A 20,053-nucleotide genomic window follows, 5' to 3' on the forward strand; every position below is an offset into this window, starting at 1 on the left:
TCTAAGCCGCCTCAGCCCGTAAAGGGGCGCCCAATAAACGAATCTTCCAGCAACCGAGCGAGCCCACGACTAGACCATGGGCTCATTAACAGCGCCTTAAATACCTGCCTCGACAAACGGCACGGTCAAGGCCAGCGCCGCGTCCAGGGCGCCGGCATCTACACCACCGCCTTGCGCCATGTCCGGACGACCACCGCCCTTGCCGCCCACTGCCGCAGCGGCTTGCTTCATCAAATCACCGGCTTTGAGTTGGCCAGTCAGGTCCTTGGTTACACCGGCAACCAGCACGACCTTATCCTCATGGACACTGCCGAGCAGGATCACTGCGCGACCGAGCTTGTTCTTCAACTGATCGACCAAGGCCAGTAACGCCTTGCCGTCCTGACCGTCCAGGCGCGCCGCCAGGACTTTTACGTCCTTGACGTCAACCGCGGAGGCCGACAGATCGTCGCCCGCAGCACTGGCCGCCTTCGCTTGCAACTGCTCCAGCTGTTTCTCCAGCGCACGGTTGCGCTCAAGCACGGCGGACAGCTTGTCGATCAGATTGTCGCGGCTACCCTTGACCAGGCCGGCCGCTTCCTTGAGTTGTTCTTCGGCTGCATTGAGGTAGGCCAGCGCCGCGGCACCGGTGACTGCCTCGATACGACGCACACCGGAGGCCACACCGCCTTCGCTGATGATTTTCAACAGGCCGATGTCGCCGGTGCGGTTGGCGTGGATACCGCCACACAGTTCCACCGAGAAACTGCCGCCCATGCTCAGCACGCGCACTTCCTCGCCATACTTCTCGCCAAACAGCGCCATGGCGCCCTTGTTCCTGGCGGTTTCGATATCCGTTTCCTCGGTTTCAACCGGGGTGTTCTTACGGATTTCGGCGTTGACGATATCTTCCAGCGCCTTGATCTGATCAGGCTTGATCGCTTCGAAGTGGCTGAAGTCGAAACGCAGGCGCTGGCTGTCGACCAACGAGCCCTTCTGCTGGACATGCTCGCCCAACACCTGACGCAGCGCAGCGTGCAGCAAGTGAGTAGCCGAGTGGTTCAACGCGGTTGCATGCCGTACATCGGCATCGACCTGAGTCTCGACTGGCGCGCCGACGACCAGGTTGCCCAGTACCAACACACCATGGTGCAGGAACGCACCACCGGTCTTGGTGGTGTCGCGCACGTCGAAACGACCGGACGTCGAACTGAGGAAACCACAGTCACCGATTTGCCCGCCCGACTCCGCGTAGAACGGCGTCTGATCCAGGACCACCACCGCTTCATCGCCCTCGTTCAGCACATCGACTGACTTGCCGTCTTTATAAATGGCAACGATTTTGGCCGCGCCGGCGGTAGCCTTGTAGCCGATGAACTCGGTAGGCACATCAACCTTGACCAGGGTGTTGTAGTCCAGGCCAAACGAGCTGGCGGAACGCGCACGCACACGCTGGGCTTCCATCTCACGCTCGAAACCGGCCTCATCAACGGTCAGCTCACGCTCACGGGCGATGTCGGCGGTCAGGTCCATCGGGAAGCCATAGGTGTCGTAGAGCTTGAACACCACATCGCCCGGCACCACGGTGCCTTTGAGTTCAGCCAGGTCCTGCTCGAGAATTTTCAGGCCGTGCTCCAGGGTCTTGGAGAACTGCTCTTCCTCAGCCTTGAGCACCCGTTCGATGTTGGCTTGTTGCTGTTTCAGTTCCGGGAAGGCATCGCCCATCTCCGCTACCAGGGCAGCCACGATCTTGTAGAAGAAACTGCCGGTAGCGCCCAGTTTGTTACCGTGACGGCAGGCGCGACGGATAATGCGGCGCAGCACATAGCCACGGCCTTCGTTGGACGGCAGCACCCCATCGGCAATCAGGAAGCCGCAGGAGCGGATGTGGTCCGATACGACCTTGAGCGAAGACTGGCCTTCATTGGCGCAGCCAATGGCCGCAGCCGATGCGCTCAACAGATTGGTGAACAGGTCGATTTCATAGTTGGAATGAACGTGCTGCATGACCGCACTGATCCGTTCCAGCCCCATGCCGGTGTCCACCGACGGTGCCGGCAACGGATGCAACACGCCATCCGCGGTGCGGTTGAACTGCATGAACACGTTGTTCCAGATTTCGATGTAGCGGTCGCCGTCTTCATCCGGCGAACCCGGCGGGCCACCCCAGATGTCGGCGCCGTGATCGTAGAAAATCTCGGTGCAGGGGCCGCAAGGGCCGGTGTCGCCCATGGTCCAGAAGTTATCGGAGGCGTACGGCGCGCCTTTGTTGTCGCCGATGCGGATCATGCGCTCGGCGGGCACGCCGATTTGCTGGGTCCAGATGTCATACGCTTCGTCATCCGTGGCATAGACGGTTACCCAGAGCTTTTCCTTGGGCAGTTTCAGCACGCCGGTCAGGAAGGTCCAGGCGAAGGTGATCGCGTCTTTCTTGAAATAATCGCCGAAACTGAAATTACCCAGCATTTCGAAGAAGGTGTGGTGGCGCGCGGTGTAACCCACGTTTTCCAGGTCACTGTTCTTGCCGCCGGCGCGTACGCACTTCTGACTGCTGGTGGCGCGGGTGTAGGCGCGTTTTTCCTGGCTCAGGAAACAGTCCTTGAACTGGTTCATCCCCGCGTTAGTGAACAGCAGGGTTGGGTCATTGCCTGGGATCAAGGAGCTTGAGGCTACACGGGTGTGGCCTTGCTCTTCGAAGAAGCGAAGGAAGGCTTCACGGATTTCTGCGCTTTTCATTAGGTTCTTCCACGGAGGCTGCGGCCAAAGGCCAGTGCGCAACATCATCAGACGAAGCGACGGCAAAGGGCCGCATTATATCGGCCCTTTGCCGGTGGTACAGCGTGTTTATGTGATAGAAGCAGTCAATTAGACGGCCTGCACTGTCATTTCTGCGAAAAGGCGACGAATGTCTGCACGACTTGCTCAATCTGCGCCCGGCTGACGTCCAGGTGCGTCACCATGCGCAGGCGCGGAGCGGCGCTCAACTTGATCCCGCGCTCGGCGGCAAACGCTTTCAACGCCTGGGCCCGGTCATCGATCTGCACATAGACCATGTTGGTCTGTACCGGCTCCACCGTATAACCCGCCTGGCGCAACTCATCCCCCAGCCACTGCGCATTGGCGTGGTCATCGGCCAAACGCTGCACCTGGTGATCCAGGGCATACAGGCCTGCCGCAGCCAGTGAACCGGCCTGGCGCATGCCGCCGCCGACCATCTTGCGCAGACGCCGCGCCTTGGCGATCAATGCCGTGGAACCGCACAGCACCGAACCGACCGGCGCACCGAGCCCCTTGGACAGGCACACCGACACCGAGTCGAAATGCCCGGCAATTTCACGCGCGTCCACGCCCAGCTTGACCGCTGCGTTGTAGAGCCGCGCGCCGTCCAGATGCAACGCCAGGCCGTGTTCACGGGTAAACGCCCGCGCCCTGGCCAGGTATGCCAATGGCAGCACCTTGCCTTGCATGGTGTTTTCCAGCGCCAGCAAGCGCGTGCGGGCGAAGTGGAAATCATCGGGTTTGATCGCCGCCAGCACCTGGTCAAGGTCCAGGGAACCGTCTGGCTGCACCTCCAGCGGCTGCGGCTGGATCGAACCCAGCACGGCCGCCCCGCCCCCTTCGTATTTGTAGGTATGGGCCTGTTGCCCGACGATGTATTCCTCACCGCGCTCACAGTGGGCCATCAACGCCAGCAGGTTACTCATGGTGCCAGTGGGCACGAACAGCGCGGCCGGAAAGCCCAGGCGCCTGGCCAACTCAGCCTCCAGTCGGTTGACGCTGGGGTCTTCGCCGTAGACGTCATCACCGCTGACGGCGCTGGCCATCGCATCGAGCATACCGGGGGTGGGTTGGGTCACGGTGTCGCTGCGCAGGTCGATCACGGTCATGAAGGGGGCCTCTAACGGAATGGATAAGTCCTTTTGTGAGTGATTACTGCGGGCAAAGCCACGCAATATCAAGTCCCCGCTGCATTCAATCGAATACCCACCAAACAAACCGATATAGCTTATCGATACGGCAACCGTGCAGTTTTTGAAAAAGCATGTTAAAAACTCTCCGCCGCCAGGGTTCTGGTGGCAACGTTCTCAGGGCGGGGTGCAATTCCCCACCGGCGGTAATTGCGCGCAATGTGCATAGCCCGCGAGCGCTTGGCGCCTCGAACTGCTCAGGCAGGACGGCGACAAGGTCAGCAGACCCGGTGTGATCCCGGGGCCGACGGTCATAGTCCGGATGAAGAGAGAACGGGATTGGCACCTAAGGGCCGCGCGTTGAATTCATGCCTGCATGAAAACAGCGGTGCATACCCTTAAATCCCATTCGATTCATAACGCCCTGTTTTTTTCTTAAACAGGAGTCAGAACATGCAACCCACCGCAATCGACAGCAAAAGCAAAAACCACCACGGCGAGCGCGTCGCATTTATCCAGGCCTGCTGGCACAAGGATATTGTCGACCAGTCGCGTAAAGGTTTCCTCGCCGAAATGATCGCCCAAGGCTACCAGGAATCGGATATCGACTTCTTCGAAGTCGGCGGCGCCTTTGAAATGCCTCTGCACGCCAAACTGCTGGCCAAGACCGGCCGTTACGCCGGTATCGTCGCCGCCGCGCTGGTGGTGGATGGCGGCATCTACCGTCACGAATTCGTCGCCCAATCAGTGGTCAGCGGCCTGATGCAGGTGCAGCTCGAAACCGAAGTGCCGGTATTCTCGGTATCGCTGACCCCGCACCACTTCCATGGCGGCAGCGAACACACCACGTTCTTCTACGAGCACTTCGTGCACAAGGGTCAGGAAGCGGCACGCACCTGCGCCGACACACTGCACAAGGTCCGTGCGATCCGCCGCAGCGAGCCACGCGCCTTAGCCGTCTAAGCCACCCTGCAAAACCAATGTGGGAGGGGACTTGTCCCCTCCCACATTTGCATCTATGCCAGGTCAGCGTCCGTGGTCGGCACGATCAATATCCCCGCGCGCAAACCATTCTTCACCTTCGGGTTGGGGAAGATGATGCGTGCGCCCTCTTCCTCGATCACCCAGCGGGTCCTGGCTACGTCTTCGGCCAGCAGGTAGCCTTTTTCCAACTCCGAAAAGTTTTCCACATCGGCCGGCAGGTGCAGCAGGAAGGCGTCACTGTGCTTGATCACTTCACGCGCAACGGCGAACAGCTGCATACCGTCGAGGCTGTCCGTAGCAGGCTCGGTGCCCTCGATGATCTGCTTGAGGCGCAGCTCCAGGCGTGAAACATCCACGCCCTCGTTATGCCCGAACGGCCGCGCCTTGCCCAACTCCAGGGTGAAGGCCTCGGCGTCCAGCTGTTCGTAGGTAAAGGCGGTGAAGGTGATCGAGGTCTTGTTCTGCAACAGCACCGCTTGCATGCCGGCTGCGTGCAGGCGCTCAAGCTCACGGCGTGAATGCTGGCGCCCTTCCTTCCACGGGTACAGCGCAAACTGCTCGATCTTCGAGCCACGAATCGCGGTGTGCAGGTCGTAATGCAGGCGCGAACGGCCAGGCTGGCTGAAAAAGCTGCGGGCCAGCTGTTCCAGTTCGGCGGCGCGCATGGCTTCGGGGCCGATGTTGCTTTCATGCCGGCCGTTGAACAGCCGGTTGACGTCCAGTTCAAGGTAACGCTCGCCGCGACGCATGGCCTCGGGGTTGCCGAACAGGAACAGAATACGGGTGCGGGGTTTGATTTCCCCACGGGCGATGCCATGCAACAGACGGTCGAGCAACTCGATCGGCGCGGTTTCGTTGCCATGGATGCCGGACGACAACAGCAGGTCGCTGCCATTGTCCCGTGCTTCAGGAGGACGCACTTCAAGCGCGCCCTCACTGAGCCAGCGCATCTGCACGCCGTCGACAGTCAGTTGAATTTTTTGCGCCGGTTCGCGACCGGCGAGGGTCAGTTCAAGCAGTTTGCCGAGGGCGAGCATAAGCAGCTTCCTTAGTGGTTGCAGCCAGGGCCATGGACGTGATCGTCGTCGCCTTCAACCTCGGCCGGTTCCATTTCCAGTTGCAGGCTCATCAGGTTGGTCGCCAATGGCCGCATCAACAGGTTGGCGTACTCGGCGTCACCCTCCTCCACATCCACGCCGATCAGCAGTTGGCCACGGCCGTCGTGCTGGATCCAGATCTCCTTGCCCTGCCAGACCACGGCAACGCGGGTGCAGGAAGTTTCCAGCTGGGTGCCGTCGGTGTCTTCAAGGATCAGCTTAAGGGTGTCGGTCATAAATAAAATATCTCAGCCGTAGGGCGTTAATGGGTCTGGAAAGGATAAACCGAGCCCAGTTTAAGGATTTGCGTCAGTTCATCCAGTGCCGTCCGGCACTCCAGCAGCAGTTGCGGGTCAGCCAGGTCGGTTTCGCGCAGGCTGTCGCGGTAGTGCTTGTTGACCCACTGGGTCAGGGTGTCGTACAGCGGCGCGGTCATGATAACGCCTGGATTCACCGCCGCCAGTTCGGTTTCGTTCAACGCCACACGCAGACGCAGGCACGCCGGGCCGCCGCCGTTCTGCATGCTTTGCTTGAGGTCGAAGACTTTCACTTCGCGGATCAAGCCGCCAGAGGCCGTGAGCTGTTGCAGGTACTGCCAGACGCGCTCGTTGGCGCGGCATTCTTCCGGCACGATCAGCAGCATCGAGCCGTCAGGACGGGTCAGCAACTGGCTGTTGAACAGGTAGGAGCGCACCGCGTCCTCCACACTGACCTGGGCACGCGGCACGCAGACCGACTGGAAGTTGCCGCCCAACTTGCCCAGTTTGCCCTGCAACTCAGCGAGCATCTGTTCGGTATGGAGGAAAGCGTCCTCGTGGTAGAACAGCACTTCGCCATTGCCTACCGCGATCACGTCGTTGTGGAACACACCGGCATCGATCACCGCCGGGTTCTGCTGGGCGTAGACCACGCCTTCGTCCTTCAGGCCGTGCAAACGCGCAACCGCCTGGGACGCCTCGAGCGTCTGGCGCGCCGGGTATTTCTGCGGCGCCGGGTAACGGGCGTCGAACGCACTGCGACCGAATACAAAGAACTCTACGCCCGCCTCGCCATAGTCACGGCAAAAACGCGTGTGGTTCGCCGCGCCTTCATCACCAAACTGCGCCACCGCCGGTAGCGCGGCGTGGTGCGCGAAGTGCTGCTGATCGGCAAACATCGCCCCCAGCACGCGGCTGGTGGTCGGGTGTTCGATGCTGCGGTGGTATTTGCAGTTGAGGTTGGCAGCGGTGAAGTGCACGCGGCCGTCCGCCGTATCGGCGCTGGGGCTGACGGTGGCGGCGTTGGCCACCCACATGCTCGACGCCGAGCAGCTTGCCACCAGCAACGGCATGGCTTGCTTGGCCGCCTGCTGAATGACCTGCGCGTCGGTGCCGCTGAAACCGAGGCTGCGCAAGGCGGCCACGTCCGGACGTTCCTGGGGTGCAAGCACGCCTTGCACAAAGCCCATGTCCATCAGCGCTTTCATTTTCTGCAGCCCCTGCAACGCCGCTTCCTTGGGGTTGGAGTGTTGCTGGCTGTTGCTCTGGGACGCGACGTTGCCGAAGGACAAACCGCCGTAGTTATGGGTCGGCCCCACTAGACCGTCAAAATTGACTTCATAGGATTTCATCGGCGAGGCTCCACGAACATCTGTTTTTATAAGCAATCTTCAACACATCACAGATTCATTGTGGGAGGGGGCTTGCTCCCGATAGCAGTCTGTCTGTTGATAAATCAGGTGACTGGTCAACCGCTATCGGGGGCAAGCCCCCTCCCACATTTAGGCCAGTGTTATGCCCGGGGTCAGAGTGGCTGGAACCACCAGGCTCGGGGTTTCCAGTGACGCAACCGGATACGCGCAATAATCCGCCGCGTAATACGCACTGGCGCGGTGGTTGCCCGAAGCCCCTACCCCGCCGAACGGTGCGGTGCTGGCGGCGCCGGTCAGCTGTTTGTTCCAGTTGACGATGCCGGCGCGGCTTTCCAGCCAGAACTGCTGGTAACGCTCCTCGGAATCCGACAGCAAACCAGCAGCCAGGCCGTACTGGGTGTTATTGGCCTCAGTGATGGCCGCGGCAAAATCCGCGTAGCGAATCACCTGCAACAGCGGGCCGAACAGTTCTTCGTCTTCGCGCTCGGCCACCGCCGTCACGTCGATGATGCCTGGGGTCAACAAGGCGGCCTGGTCCCGGGGTTGGGTCATTTCCAGCAGCGCCACGGCGCCATTGGCCAACATAAGTTCCTGGGCGTCCATCAAGGCTTTGGCGGCCGCCAGGGAAATCACCGAGCCCATGAACGGCGCCGGTTGCTGGTCGAACGCGCCCACTTCAATGGCCGCGCTGACTGCCACCAGACGCGCCAGCAACGCATCACCCCAGGCGCCTTGCGGCACCAGCAAGCGACGGGCGCAGGTGCAGCGTTGGCCGGCGGAGATAAACGCCGACTGGATGATGGTGTACACCGCCGCATCCATGTCGGCCACTTCGTCCACTACCAGCGGGTTGTTGCCGCCCATCTCCAGGGCCAGGATCTTGTCCGGACGCCCGGAAAACTGCTGGTGCAGATGGTTGCCGGTGCGGCTGGAACCGGTGAAGAACAACCCGTCGATGCCTGGGTTGGCGGCCAACGCGATGCCGGTTTCCCGCGCACCTTGCAGAAGGTTCAACACGCCCGCCGGTAAACCCGCTTCGACCCAGCACTGCACGGTCAACTCGGCCACTTTCGGCGTGAGCTCGCTCGGCTTGAACAGTACGGTGTTGCCCGCCAGCAGCGCCGGGACGATATGCCCGTTCGGCAAGTGGCCAGGAAAGTTGTAAGGGCCGAACACCGCCACCACGCCATGGGGCTTGTGGCGCAGCACAGCGGTGGCGTCGCCCAGGGGGCCGCTCTTCTCGCCGGTACGCTCGCGATAACTTTGCACCGAGATCGCGATCTTGTTGGCCATGCTGGTGACTTCGGTGGCCGATTCCCACAGCGGCTTACCGGTTTCCTCACCGATGCAGCGGGCGATTTCATCTGCGCGGCTTTTCAGGGTACTGGCGAAGGTTTCGAGCACACTGATGCGCTCTTCCAACGAACGCCGCGCCCAGCCTGGAAATGCCTGGCGTGCGGCCTGCACGGCGGACTCGACCTGCTCGGCCGTCGCACCGTTGCCGCTCCACAGTACCTGCTGGGTCACCGGGTTACGCGATTCAAACAATTCACCCTGGCCGGCCAGCCAGCTACCTGCGATATACAACGAATTCATTATTTCGACTCCCGGGCTGCGGACAACGGTACGGCACGCACTTGATCACCAACCACAAGCTGCAGACGCTTGGCGGTCAGCGGATCGACCACCAACGTGCCCGCCGCCAAGCGAGCCGGGGCAGCAGTGATGCGGCAGTCTTCGCGTTTGCGGTTATGGATCAGGAACGGCGTGGCGTCGTCCCCCGGCGTGCCGATGGCCAGCACCAGCGCCTGGCTGTCGCGCACCGCACGGATCTTGCTGGTTTCACACTCCACCGCCGGGCCGGCGTCGAAAATATCCACATAGCCCTGGTAGCTGAAGCCTTCGCTCTTGAGCATGCTCAGCGCCGGCTCGGTATCCGGATGGACCTTGCCGATCACGTTGCGCGCGTCTTCGGAAAGAAAGCAGCTGTACAGCGGAAACTTGGGCATCAACTCAGCGATAAACGCTTTGTTGCCGACACCGGTAAGGTAGTCGGCCTGGCTGAATTCCATTTTGAAGAAGTGCCGGCCCAGGCTTTCCCAGAACGGCGAGCGGCCCGCTTCGTTGGACACGCCGCGCATCTCGGCGATGATCTTGTTGCCGAACAGTTGCGGAAATTCCGCGATGAACAGCATGCGCGCCTTGGCCAGCATGCGGCCGTTGAGGCCGTTGCGGTAATCGGCGTGCAGGAACAACGAACACAGCTCGGAGTTGCCGGTGAGGTCGTTGGCCAGGAACAGCGTCGGAATTTCGCGGTAGATGTTCAATTCCTGGGAGGCGCTGACCGTCAGGCCGACCCGGAAGTTGTACCACGGCTCGCGCAGGCCGACGGCGCCGGCGATGGCCGAAATGCCCACCACGCGGCCTTCGTCGTTCTCCAGCACGAACAGGTAGTCGGCATCGCCGCGCCCGGCTTCGCCACGAAAGGTTTTCTCAGCCCAGCCCACGCGGTGGGTCAAGCGCTCTTCGTTGGCCGGCAAGGTGGTGAGGCCGGTGCCGGTGCTGCGCGCCAGATCAATCAGGGCCGGTAAATCGCTGCTGCGTACGGGACGAACGATCATGCTATCTCCTCGAACGGGCCGCTTTGCAGCCACCCGCGAAACTCTGTTTTATACCGGCTCTCACACTGCAACAAGACGCACGCTCGCGCCTTCGCCAACGCCCAGGGCTTCGGCGGCGGCGAGGTCGAGGGTCACCGGTTTGCCGGGCGCGTAGTCCAGCTCCAGCATCACCGCACGGTAATCCTGCAACTGCGCGTTGCTGACCAAGTACTGGCGGCCGACACCCTTGAGCATCTCGCCGATCTTCACCGGCACCACGCGGCTCTGGGCGATCGAGCGGATGCCCGAAACCCGCGCGTGCAGGGTCGGGCCGCCGTCGAAGATGTCGATGTAATGGTCGGTTTCGAAGCCCTCGCGCATGAGGATATCGAAGGTAATCTGCGCACGCGGGTGCACCTGGCCCATGGCTTCCTGGGCTTCGTCCGGCAGCAGCGGCACGTAGATCGGGTAATGCGGCATCAGCTCGGCGAGGAACGTACGGCTTTTCAGCCCGCACAGGCGCTCGGCGGCGGCGTAATTGAGGTCGAAGAAGTTGCGACCGATGGCGTCCCAGAACGGCGAATCACCGTTCTCGTCGCTGTAGCCGACGATCTCGGTCACCACTGAATCGGCAAAGCGCTCGGGGTGGCTGGCGACGAACAACAGGCGGCCACGGGAGTTGAGCTCCGACCACGGCGAACCGACCAGCTCAGGCACCACGTAGAAACTGGTGAGCAGGCTGTTACCGGTGAGGTCGTGACACTGGGACAACACATGGATCTTGTTGTGGATCTTCAGCTCGCGGGAGGCGTGCACGAAGGTTTCGTTACGGAAACTGTAGAAGGGCTCCGAGTAGCCGGCCGACGCGACGATGGCCGAGCAGCCCGCGAGCTTGCCCGTCTCGGTGTCTTCGAGCACGAAGAAATAGCTTTCTTCACCGTTGAAACTCACCTCGGCCGCGAAGGACGCTTCGCTGGCCGCGATCTTGTCGCTCAGGCGTTCCACATCATCCGGCAAGGAGGTGACACCAATCGGGCTGTCCGCAGCCAGACGCTGTACCTCGCCCAGATCAGCCATTTGCGCGGGGCGCATCACCAGCATGGTGTCACTCCTTAACTCTAGAACTCATAGGAAAAAATACCGGACACGTCAGGCACAACTCATATCCAATGTGGGAGGGGGCTTGCTCCCGATGGCGGTGGTTCAGTACCAGTTGCATCAACTGACCGTCCGCTATCGGGAGCAAGCCCCCTCCCACATTTGATCCGGTCCGGCAGAAAGATGTGTATCAGGCTTGGGTCAGCATTTTTACGGCACGTTCGAAGCGATCCAGGCCTTCGTTGATGTCCGCCTCTTCCACCACCAGGCTCGGCGCGAAACGCACCACGTCCGGGCCGGCTTGCAGGATCATCAGGTTTTCTTTCTCGGCGGCGTTGAACACGTCCTTGGCCTTGCCCTTGAACGCATCGCTCAACACGCAACCGATCAGCAGGCCCATGCCACGCACTTGGGTGAAGATGCCGTACTGCTCGCCGATCTGCTCCAGGCGCGCCTTGAACAGGTCGTGCTTGGCATTCACGCCGGCCAGCACCTCGGGAGTGTTGATCACGTCGATCACCGCTTCAGCCACTGCGCACGCCAGCGGGTTACCGCCGTAGGTGGTGCCGTGGGTGCCGACCACCAGGTGCTTGGCCAGGTCTTCGCGGGTGAGCATCGCGGCAATCGGGAAACCGCCACCCAGGCTCTTGGCGCTGGTGAGGATGTCCGGCACCACGCCGTAGTGTTGGTAAGCAAACAGGTGGCCGCTGCGGCCCATGCCGGTTTGCACTTCGTCGAACACCAGCAGCGCGTTGTTCGCGTCGCACAATTCGCGGGCGCCTTGCAAATAAGCCAACTCGGCCGGCAGTACACCGCCTTCGCCCTGGATCGGCTCCAGCACCACGGCGCAGGTCTTGTCCGACACGGCGGCTTTTAAAGCCTCCAGGTCGTTAAAAGGAACGTGGGTGATGCCGGTGATTTTAGGCCCGAAACCATCGGAGTACTTGGACTGACCACCGACGTTGACGGTGAACAGGGTACGGCCGTGGAAGCTGTTCAGCGCGGCGATGATCTCGTACTTCTCGCTGCCGAAACGGTCGAACGCCACGCGACGGGCCAGCTTGAAGGCGGCCTCGTTGGCTTCGGCGCCGGAGTTGCAGAAGAACACACGCTCGGCAAACGTGGCGTCGATCAGCTTGTGCGCCAGGCGCAGCGCCGGCTCATTGGTGAACACGTTGGAGACATGCCACAGCTTGTTGGCCTGCTCGGTCAGTGCGCCGACCAGCGCCGGGTGGGCGTGGCCCAATACGTTGACCGCGATACCGCCGGCAAAGTCGATCAGCTCGCGACCCGCCTGGTCCCACACGCGCGAACCTGCGCCACGCACGGGAATGAAGGCGGCAGGCGCATAGTTGGGAACCATGACCTGGTCGAAATCGGCACGTTGCACCGGGGCTTGCTCAACGGACATCGGAGTCTCCTGAAGAGGAACGCCTGCCTGGAACTGGCGGGCGATGCAGGGATTGTAAGGACAGTTTTCAGTGCGGCCTTGCCGCCAAGCGACAACTTCTTATAGCGCCAACCCGCGTTTTACGCGGGTTTACGCCAATGCGACAAATAGCGTCGCAATGGCGCAGTTTAAACCGTGCGCCCGCTCCGTGCGCAGGGGATCTTCGCAAATCGGCGCGGGCGTGGCGCCCCACGTATTTACCGCCGTCGATCGGGCGTGGACTGGTCTGCTGGATAAACACCTGTACCCTCAAGGACCGATCCAATGCGCCAACGCCCCGTCCCCATCGCACCCGACACCCACCACACAATTCTCACGCAGGCCATCCCCCACTGGTTGGGGGATGCCGCGCCCGCCAGGCGTTCGGCCCTTGGCGAACACGCGCCGAGTATTCCCGACTGGTACAAGCACGCCTGCGACGCCCAACACGCAGAACTCAAGCGCCTGAACGGCGAAGCCTGGACCCGGCAGAACCAAGTGGACAAGGCCCTGGCCGAGCTCAAGAGCCCGGAGACGTTTGGCGCCGAGTTGCTGCAAGCGGCGCTCAAGCGCCAATATGCGCTGGACCTGGATGTGCGCAGCACCTGGCTGCAACTCTACGTGCCCTTGACCCTCGCCGGGGTTCGCGTCAGGGCCGGGGCTTCGCGCACCTGGAGCGTATCGCTGCTGAAGGCCGCCCTGCACAACTTCGAGCCGGCTGAAGCCGAGCCCGATGCCTACGAGCAGAACTCCGGCTTCAGCACCCAACCCAATGCCGCCGGACACTTCCAGAGCCTGCCGGCGATTGCAGCGCGCATCAGCGTCGCGCAATTCGCCACCCTGTGCCGCGAACTCGATATCGGTGGTCGCTACCAGCGTTATCTTGAGGATTACCTGGGGCTGGGCAACCCCGTGGCCGAAGCGGTGCTTCAGGCCCGCGTCGAGCAAAGCCAGGCCAGCGCGCTCAAGCTGTCACTGTACATGGCGCTGCTCAAGGGCGACATCCCGCAGGCCGGGTATGACGCGGTGCACAGCCTGATCAGCCACGCCAGCCAGCGCCCGGCATTGATCGCCCATGAGCTGGTCATCATGTCCAGTCGCCTGGTCGGGATTGTGGTGTTTTCGCCGCACCTGGACTCAAGCCGCGCGGTGGCGCCGGTCATCGCCTATATCCCCGACGACCCGCAGCACCCGATCAAGCAATACCCCAGCGCGCAGGCATTTATGCAGGCGCTCGCGGCACGGCTGCGTTCGACGGACTTTCAACACTTTTTCAGCCGTTTTGTCAGCCATGCCGATATCGGCAGCTTCTTCGCCGACCTCAACCGCCGCCTGAGCGAAGTGACCTGGCACCCCCATACGCCGGGCGACCCGCTGCCGAGCTGGCGCGAGACCGAGGTGGACCGGCCGAAGCTGGAGTTTCGTGGCCTGCCCATCAAGCAACCCCTGTTCCAGCACCTGCACCAGATGAAGTTGAGCAAGTTGCGCGATGACGCGAGCAGCCAAGCGGTGTCCACCGCCGCCGTCAACCGCAAGGCCCGTTGGGAGCGCTGGGATCTGGTGCAGAAAATCGGCTCGGCGCTGCTGCAAGTGGCAGCCCTGATTGCCAGCCCTTTTGTTCCACCGCTTGGGCTGCTGATGCTGGGCTACACCGCTTACCAACTGCTGGACGAGGCCTTCGAGGGCGTTATCGACTGGGCTGAAGGCCTGACGCGGGAGGCGTTCGGGCACACCATGGGGTTTGTCGAGCAACTGGTGCAACTGGGCTTGTTTGCCACCGGAATCCCTATCGCCCAAGGCCTGTTGCGCAAGGTACTGCCCGGCGAGTGCCTGGGTTTTCTCAACGGCCTGACACCCGTGACCACACCCGAGGGCGGTCAGCGCCTGTGGAAACCCGACCTTGCGCCCTATCGTGTCAAGTTCACACCGCCCGAGACAGTACGTCCCGACCCACAAGGCCTGTACCGCTATAATGGCAACATCCTGCTGCCCTTGGATGGCGATTACTATAGCCTGCAACAAGACCCCGCCAGCCTGCGCTATTCCCTACGCCATCCCAGCCGCCCAGCCGCCTACGCTCCACGGTTACTGAACAACGGCCAGGGCGCCTGGATCACCGAAATGGAGCGCCCGCTGAACTGGGACAATGCCACCCTGATGCGTCGCCTCGGCTACCGGGCGGACGGGCTCAGCGACGCCCGCCTGCGCCAGGCACACAGCGTCAGCGGCACCCACGCCAATGCCTTGCGCAAGATGCACATGCGCCAGCAAACGCTCCCCCCGCTGCTGGCCGACACCCTCAAGCGCTTCAAAATTGACCAGGCGCTGCAAGACTTCATCACGCAAATGAACAGCGATGACCCCGGAATTTACCGGCAGGCCGATATCCAGACTCAGTTGCAGGTACTGACCAGCAACGGCCTATGGCCGGTATCCAGGACACTGCGTCTTGTCGACTCCAGCGGCAATACCCAGTGGGAGTTCGCCGGGCAATCCGGTGCGCACGTGGTGCAGGTGCGCGAAAGCCAGCTGAAAAACGGTGAATTGCTGCGCATCCTGATCGACAGCCTGGATGAACCCGAGCGCAAGCTGCTGCTGGAGGAACCCGCCGACCTGCCCGCCCCGCACACTCACCTGCGCGCCGGCGCCCTGCGCAAAAAAATCGCCCGGCTTGCCCACGACAAACGCTTCAACCTGTTCGACTCCCGCTACCGCAGCGAAGAACGCAGCCCCATTGCCTCGCTGCAAAAAATCATTGATGCCGCCCCGGAACGCGGGTTGCCCACCAGCGTGGCCGAGGAACTGCTGGCCAGTGCCAGCGGCGCGGAGTGGCGGGCCATTGACCTCGGCAAGGTGCCCGCCCGTATCGTCGAGCAGGCCGCCTCGGCCCAGTTGGAGGTACGCACCACCCGTGCCTACGAAGGGTTGTACCTGGACGCCGTCGACAACCCGGACACCTATCTGCTGGTCCTGCAGTCCCTGGAGCGCCTGCCCGGATGGTCGACCGACCTGCGCCTGGAACTGCGCGAGTACCACGCCAACGGCCCACTGCTGCAAGCCATCGGCGCCGAAGGCGCCACACTCAAGAGGACCCTGGTGCGCACCGAAACGGGCCACTACACCCCGGTCGATGAAACGGGGCCGGTGTTCGCCGACACCGATTTCTACACCGCCATCCTCCAGGCTATCCCGGACAGCCAGCGCGACGCCCTGGACATCCATATCGGCCAGGGCGAACGCCTGCGCCAGGCGGTTGCCGAACATGTACTGGACCGCGAGCAATTGCGCGCCCTGCTCGGCAAGGACACCTATCGCGAACCCACCTATGATCCCGAAGTGATGCGCCTGCGTGGCGGCATGGAAGGCTACCAGGCCGCCGGACCGTCACAGGCGCAGCTCTCCCTCGAGCAGCGCGCCCACCACCTGCTGCCTCGGCTCAACCACGAGCAGATCAGCGAACTGGTGCAAACCCTGGAAGACCGACCGGGCGGCGCACTGCCCAGCCTGATCACGCTGCAGGCCGAGTACGACAAAATGGACACCGACCTTGCCGTGTGGGAGCACGCGACGCCGCCGTTCCACCCCATTACCGAGGCACCACTGACGACCCAGGAGTATCAATACGCCCGCCGCGATCGCGGGCTGTGGGCCGAAGAAATCAGGCGTAGCTGGCGTCAGGAAACCGAGATTGATGAGTTTCACGAACAGCCGGCTCTCAGCGGCCATAAGCTGCAATTGACGATGCCCATCTACGGCGAACTGCCGGTGCTTACCGCGCGTTTCGAGCACATCACCCTGCTGGAGTTGAGCGGTGCGCACACCCCGCTGGAGGTGGACAGGTTTGTGCAAATGTTTCAACGCCTGCGTCACTTGAACATCAGCAAGTTTTCCCTCGGCCGCCTTGCGCCGAGCATCACCCGACTGCCCGCCCTCAACACCCTGATCCTGAGCGACTGCAACATTATCTTGAGCGAAGAAAGCCGTGCAGTCCTCGGCGGCATGACCCGCCTGGTGACCCTGGACCTGTACAACAACCCGCTGGGCCTGACCCCCAGCGTCGCCAATATGCCCCGGCTGCAGCACCTGGATTTAAGCTATACCGGCATTCGCGAGCTGCCGCCGGGCATGCTCGACCGCCCGGAGCTGGGACTGGCGGTGCTGTCGAACAACCAGATCAGCGAGCTGCCGGCAGCGCTCTTCGATATGCCGGTGGCCACCAGCCGCAAGTTCGACCTCAGCGCCAACCCGCTTTCGCGGGCGACCCTGCAGCGCGTCAAGGCTTACTACCAAAGGACCACAGGCCGCTGGGATATCGATGCGCCCAGTGCGGACATCGAGCAGGCCAAACGCCTGTTCCCGACCCTGAGTGACGATGACATCAATCAGCTCATTTTTGATTTTCCAGGTGACCTCGACGCCACCCAGGCCGCGCTGGAGCAGCTTGGCGCCGACTACCGCAGCATTCGCCAGGACCTGAGTCCCTGGGCCGAAGACCCGCTGGCCTCGGTCCAGGCGCGCGCCGCCCGCGCACGGTTGGTGGACACCCTCGAGGCTGTCTGGCGCCGGGAAGCCGAGCAGGATGAACAGGCCCAGGGCGATCAGCCATGCTTCACACTCAGGCTGACGCACCCCGTCAGCGGCGAGCTTCCCGACCTGAGCCGGCCACTCAAGCAAGTCTCATCCCTGCTGCTGAGCGGCGATGGTTCCGACCTGCTGCTGGGGGCGTTCCTGCGCAGTTTTCCCAACCTGGAACGGCTGTCCGTTGAGCACTATGCCCTCAATCACTTTCCCAAGACCTTGCCGCACTTGCTGCGATTGACCCACCTGCGCCTGGACGACTGCGGCCTCACCCTCAACCCCGTCAGCACCCAGGTGCTGTCCGGCATGGTTCACCTCAAGCACCTGGACCTGGCGAACAACCGCCTGAGCTGGCTGCCGGACTTCAACCGCCTGAGCAACCTCGCCAGCCTGTCGCTCAGTAACACAGGCCTGCGCGAAATTCCGCCGGCGCTGCTCTCCGGCAGTGTTTATCGAACACGGGTCGACCTGAGCCACAACGTCATCGAGGACATTTCCGATCAGGGGTTTGCATTGCCCGCCGCCTTCGGCGCGTCGTTCGACCTGGCGGGCAACCCGTTGTCGCGGCAAACATTGGCGCGTATCAAGACCTACTGCCAGGCCAGCGGCGAACACTGGAACGTCGAGGCGCCCCCGGTGCACGTGCAGCAGCTCCAGGCACTGTACCCAAGCCTGGGCGTCCGCGAAATCAACCGCCTGTATTTTCAGTTGCCCGGCGACCTGGACGCCGCCGCGCTTGAAATCACGCGCCGGGGCGTCGAATACCGCCAGTTGGAACGCCAGTTGCTGGCCTGGGCCACGGACATCCCGCAACGGGATCCGCTGCTCGACACGGTGCTGGACGAAGACACCCGCGCACGTGAACAACTGCGCCGATTGGCCTTCAAAAGCCTGCTCGAACGTTGCTGGCGCCGGGAGGGCGAACTGGACGACTCCAGCGTGTTTATCCGACGCAGCTTCAAGCTGGTGTTCGACGGGCAACTGTTGGGGGACATGCCGACGCTGACCGCGCGCTTCGACCACGTCACCCTGCTGGAAATCATCGGCGACGGCACCAATCAACAGGTCGACGGGTTGCTCAGGTGTTTTCCCAACCTGATCAACCTGACCATCGAGAACCACACGCTGGGCGACCTGCCCGCCTCGTTGGTGCACCTGGGACGCCTGCGCTACCTGAAGCTGGCGCAAAACCACATCCGCTTGACGCCCGCCAGCAATGAGCTGCTGTCGGGCCTGGTCCAGCTGGAATACCTGGACCTGAGCAACAACCCCCTGACCCTGACGCCTGACCTGCGTCATTTCCGGCGGTTGGTATCGGTTTACCTGCACAGCTGTGAGCTGACAAACGTACCGGAAGGGATCTTCAGCCTGCGCCGCCTGCGGGTCGTGGACCTGAGCGACAACCAGATCATGGAGCTGCCCAGCGACCTGCTGGAAATGCCCATGCCGCTGGATGACGACTCTGATTTGAGCGGCAATCCGTTGTCTGCGCAAAGCCTGGAACTGCTGCGCAGTTACTACCGCCAGACGGGCTACGAATTAGGCGTGGAAGACGCGATGTTCGACGACGCCGGCGTTCCCCTGTCGGCGCCCGGCACGCCCCGGCCGATGGAGGAATAACGGCGCGACTCAACCGCGCTCGGACGGCACCGACGACAGTTCGAACGGGCTGCTGCTGCGCCGCTGGTTGCGGTCTTCACGCGGGGTGGCGCCGAAGAAGTTGCGGTAGGCGCTGGAGAAATGCGGCCCCGAGGAGAAGCCGCACGACAGGCCGATCTGGATGATCGACTTGCTGGTCTGCATGAGCATCTGGCGCGCCTTGTTCAGGCGCAGTTCCAGGTAGTACTGGCTGGGGACGCGATTGAGGTACTGCTTGAAGATCCGCTCCAGTTGTCGTCGCGACACGCACACGTGCTGGGCGATTTCATCGGTGGTCAGCGGCTCCTCGATATTGGCTTCCATCAGCAACACCGCCTGGGTCAGCTTCGGATGGCTGGAGCCCAGGCGGTTCTGCAGCGGAATGCGCTGGCGCTCGCCGCCTTCGCGGATGCGCTCCACCACCAGTTCTTCGGAGACCGCACCGGCCAGTTCGGCGCCGTGGTCACGGGCCAATACCGCCAGCAGCAGGTCGAGTACCGACATGCCACCGCAGGCGGTCAGGCGGTCGCGGTCCCAGTCGAACAGATGGCTGGTGGCGATGACCTTGGGGAAACGCTCGGCAAAATCATCCTGCCAACGCCAGTGCACGGCGGCGCGGTAGCCGTCGAGCAGGCCCAACTGGGCCAAGGGGTAGACACCGGCCGACAAACCGCCGATCACACAACCGGCGCGCACCAGTTGCTTGAGAGCGGAGCTCAGTTGCGAAGCGATAACGGTGGGCGGCTCGTCGGCCAGCAGGAACAGTTTCTGGAAGCCTTCCAGCTTGCCGGCCCACGGTTCGCCCGGCAGTTGCCAGGCGCCTTCGGTGGCCGGCTCTGCGAGCAAAAACGACAGCTCGTAGACCACGTCCGGATGCACCCGCTGAGCAACGCGCAAGGCCTCCTCAGCCAGCGCAAGCGTGAGGGCTTTTGTGCTGGGCCAAATCAGGAAACCAATTTTGTGGGCGGTCATGGAAGGCTATCCGAAGCGAGTAACGGTAATGAAGACAAAGGCCAATGCTAGCCCGTAAGTGAATAGAAATCTCAAAACGATGAAGATCCCAATGTGGGAGGGGGCTTGCTCCCGATAGCGGCGGATCAGTCAGCAAATGT

At 62.3% G+C, this 20,053-nt stretch carries 12 protein-coding genes and 1 riboswitch; of the genes, 2 read left to right on the forward strand and 10 right to left on the reverse strand.

Going from position 1 to position 20,053, the window contains the following annotated elements:
• Positions 1 to 96: 96 nt before the first annotated feature.
• On the reverse strand, positions 97 to 2,715 hold the full coding sequence (alaS, locus tag C4J84_RS19300; protein ID WP_124435960.1) for an alanine--tRNA ligase: 2,619 nt from the start codon (positions 2,713 to 2,715) through the stop codon (positions 97 to 99).
• A 146-nt stretch (positions 2,716 to 2,861) separates the two neighbouring features.
• Entirely contained in the window at positions 2,862 to 3,866 is a 1,005-nt protein-coding gene (gene ltaE, locus C4J84_RS19305) for a low-specificity L-threonine aldolase (protein ID WP_124435961.1), read from the reverse strand.
• Between the two features lie 190 nt (positions 3,867 to 4,056).
• Positions 4,057 to 4,226: riboswitch (FMN riboswitch) on the forward strand.
• Between the two features lie 114 nt (positions 4,227 to 4,340).
• On the opposite strand from ltaE, the gene C4J84_RS19310 reads away from it, so the two are divergent.
• Positions 4,341 to 4,850, forward strand: coding sequence for a 6,7-dimethyl-8-ribityllumazine synthase (locus C4J84_RS19310; protein ID WP_124405042.1), 510 nt, complete (start codon positions 4,341 to 4,343; stop codon positions 4,848 to 4,850).
• A 53-nt stretch (positions 4,851 to 4,903) separates the two neighbouring features.
• Here the strand turns inward: C4J84_RS19310 and astE are convergent, their stop codons facing one another.
• From astE to C4J84_RS19345, 7 genes are all read right to left on the reverse strand, one after another.
• Positions 4,904 to 5,908, reverse strand: a complete 1,005-nt coding sequence (astE, locus tag C4J84_RS19315) for a succinylglutamate desuccinylase (protein ID WP_124435962.1) — start codon at positions 5,906 to 5,908, stop codon at positions 4,904 to 4,906.
• Positions 5,909 to 5,919: 11 nt separating this feature from the next.
• Positions 5,920 to 6,204 carry a topoisomerase II gene (locus tag C4J84_RS19320; RefSeq protein ID WP_124364046.1) on the reverse strand — a complete coding sequence of 95 codons (285 nt, stop codon included), beginning with the start codon at positions 6,202 to 6,204 and terminating at the stop codon, positions 5,920 to 5,922.
• A 26-nt stretch (positions 6,205 to 6,230) separates the two neighbouring features.
• Complete coding sequence (gene astB, locus C4J84_RS19325; RefSeq protein ID WP_124407964.1) at positions 6,231 to 7,577, reverse strand: N-succinylarginine dihydrolase; 1,347 nt, start codon at positions 7,575 to 7,577, stop codon at positions 6,231 to 6,233.
• A 150-nt stretch (positions 7,578 to 7,727) separates the two neighbouring features.
• Positions 7,728 to 9,197: a succinylglutamate-semialdehyde dehydrogenase gene (gene astD / locus C4J84_RS19330; protein WP_164487830.1), complete on the reverse strand. Its 1,470-nt coding sequence runs from the start codon at positions 9,195 to 9,197 to the stop codon at positions 7,728 to 7,730.
• Complete coding sequence (gene astA, locus C4J84_RS19335) at positions 9,194 to 10,219, reverse strand: arginine N-succinyltransferase (RefSeq protein ID WP_124368060.1); 1,026 nt, start codon at positions 10,217 to 10,219, stop codon at positions 9,194 to 9,196. The genes astD and astA overlap by 4 nt, the downstream gene beginning before the upstream one ends.
• A 60-nt stretch (positions 10,220 to 10,279) precedes the next feature.
• A complete protein-coding gene (gene aruF / locus C4J84_RS19340; protein WP_124364050.1) occupies positions 10,280 to 11,299 on the reverse strand; it encodes an arginine/ornithine succinyltransferase subunit alpha in 1,020 nt (339 codons plus the stop codon).
• 187 nt (positions 11,300 to 11,486) lie between these two features.
• Positions 11,487 to 12,707 (reverse strand): aspartate aminotransferase family protein, encoded by a 1,221-nt coding sequence (locus C4J84_RS19345; protein ID WP_124435964.1) that lies wholly within the window; start codon positions 12,705 to 12,707, stop codon positions 11,487 to 11,489.
• 303 nt (positions 12,708 to 13,010) lie between these two features.
• Here C4J84_RS19345 and C4J84_RS19350 point away from each other — a divergent pair, with 303 nt between their 5' ends.
• A complete protein-coding gene (locus C4J84_RS19350; RefSeq protein WP_124435965.1) occupies positions 13,011 to 18,923 on the forward strand; it encodes a leucine-rich repeat domain-containing protein in 5,913 nt (1,970 codons plus the stop codon).
• A gap of 9 nt (positions 18,924 to 18,932) precedes the next feature.
• Here C4J84_RS19350 and argR read toward each other — a convergent pair whose 3' ends face one another.
• Positions 18,933 to 19,913 carry a transcriptional regulator ArgR gene (argR, locus tag C4J84_RS19355; RefSeq protein WP_124371611.1) on the reverse strand — a complete coding sequence of 327 codons (981 nt, stop codon included), beginning with the start codon at positions 19,911 to 19,913 and terminating at the stop codon, positions 18,933 to 18,935.
• Positions 19,914 to 20,053 lie beyond the last annotated feature (140 nt).

The sequence above is a fragment of the Pseudomonas sp. R11-23-07 genome (assembly GCF_003852295.1).
Classification (GTDB): domain Bacteria; phylum Pseudomonadota; class Gammaproteobacteria; order Pseudomonadales; family Pseudomonadaceae; genus Aquipseudomonas.

Bases quoted from the DNA above. Each gene is read 5' to 3' on its own strand.
- aruF (WP_124364050.1), bottom strand. From the start codon at position 11,299: ATGCTGGTGATGCGCCCCGCGCAAATGGCTGATCTGGGCGAGGTACAG.
- astB (WP_124407964.1), bottom strand. From the start codon at position 7,577: ATGAAATCCTATGAAGTCAATTTTGACGGTCTAGTGGGGCCGACCCAT.
- argR (WP_124371611.1), bottom strand. From the start codon at position 19,913: ATGACCGCCCACAAAATTGGTTTCCTGATTTGGCCCAGCACAAAAGCC.
- C4J84_RS19350 (WP_124435965.1), top strand. From the start codon at position 13,011: ATGCGCCAACGCCCCGTCCCCATCGCACCCGACACCCACCACACAATT.
- alaS (WP_124435960.1), bottom strand. From the start codon at position 2,715: ATGAAAAGCGCAGAAATCCGTGAAGCCTTCCTTCGCTTCTTCGAAGAG.
- C4J84_RS19310 (WP_124405042.1), top strand. From the start codon at position 4,341: ATGCAACCCACCGCAATCGACAGCAAAAGCAAAAACCACCACGGCGAG.
- astA (WP_124368060.1), bottom strand. From the start codon at position 10,219: ATGATCGTTCGTCCCGTACGCAGCAGCGATTTACCGGCCCTGATTGAT.
- astE (WP_124435962.1), bottom strand. From the start codon at position 5,908: ATGCTCGCCCTCGGCAAACTGCTTGAACTGACCCTCGCCGGTCGCGAA.
- C4J84_RS19345 (WP_124435964.1), bottom strand. From the start codon at position 12,707: ATGTCCGTTGAGCAAGCCCCGGTGCAACGTGCCGATTTCGACCAGGTC.
- ltaE (WP_124435961.1), bottom strand. From the start codon at position 3,866: ATGACCGTGATCGACCTGCGCAGCGACACCGTGACCCAACCCACCCCC.
- C4J84_RS19320 (WP_124364046.1), bottom strand. From the start codon at position 6,204: ATGACCGACACCCTTAAGCTGATCCTTGAAGACACCGACGGCACCCAG.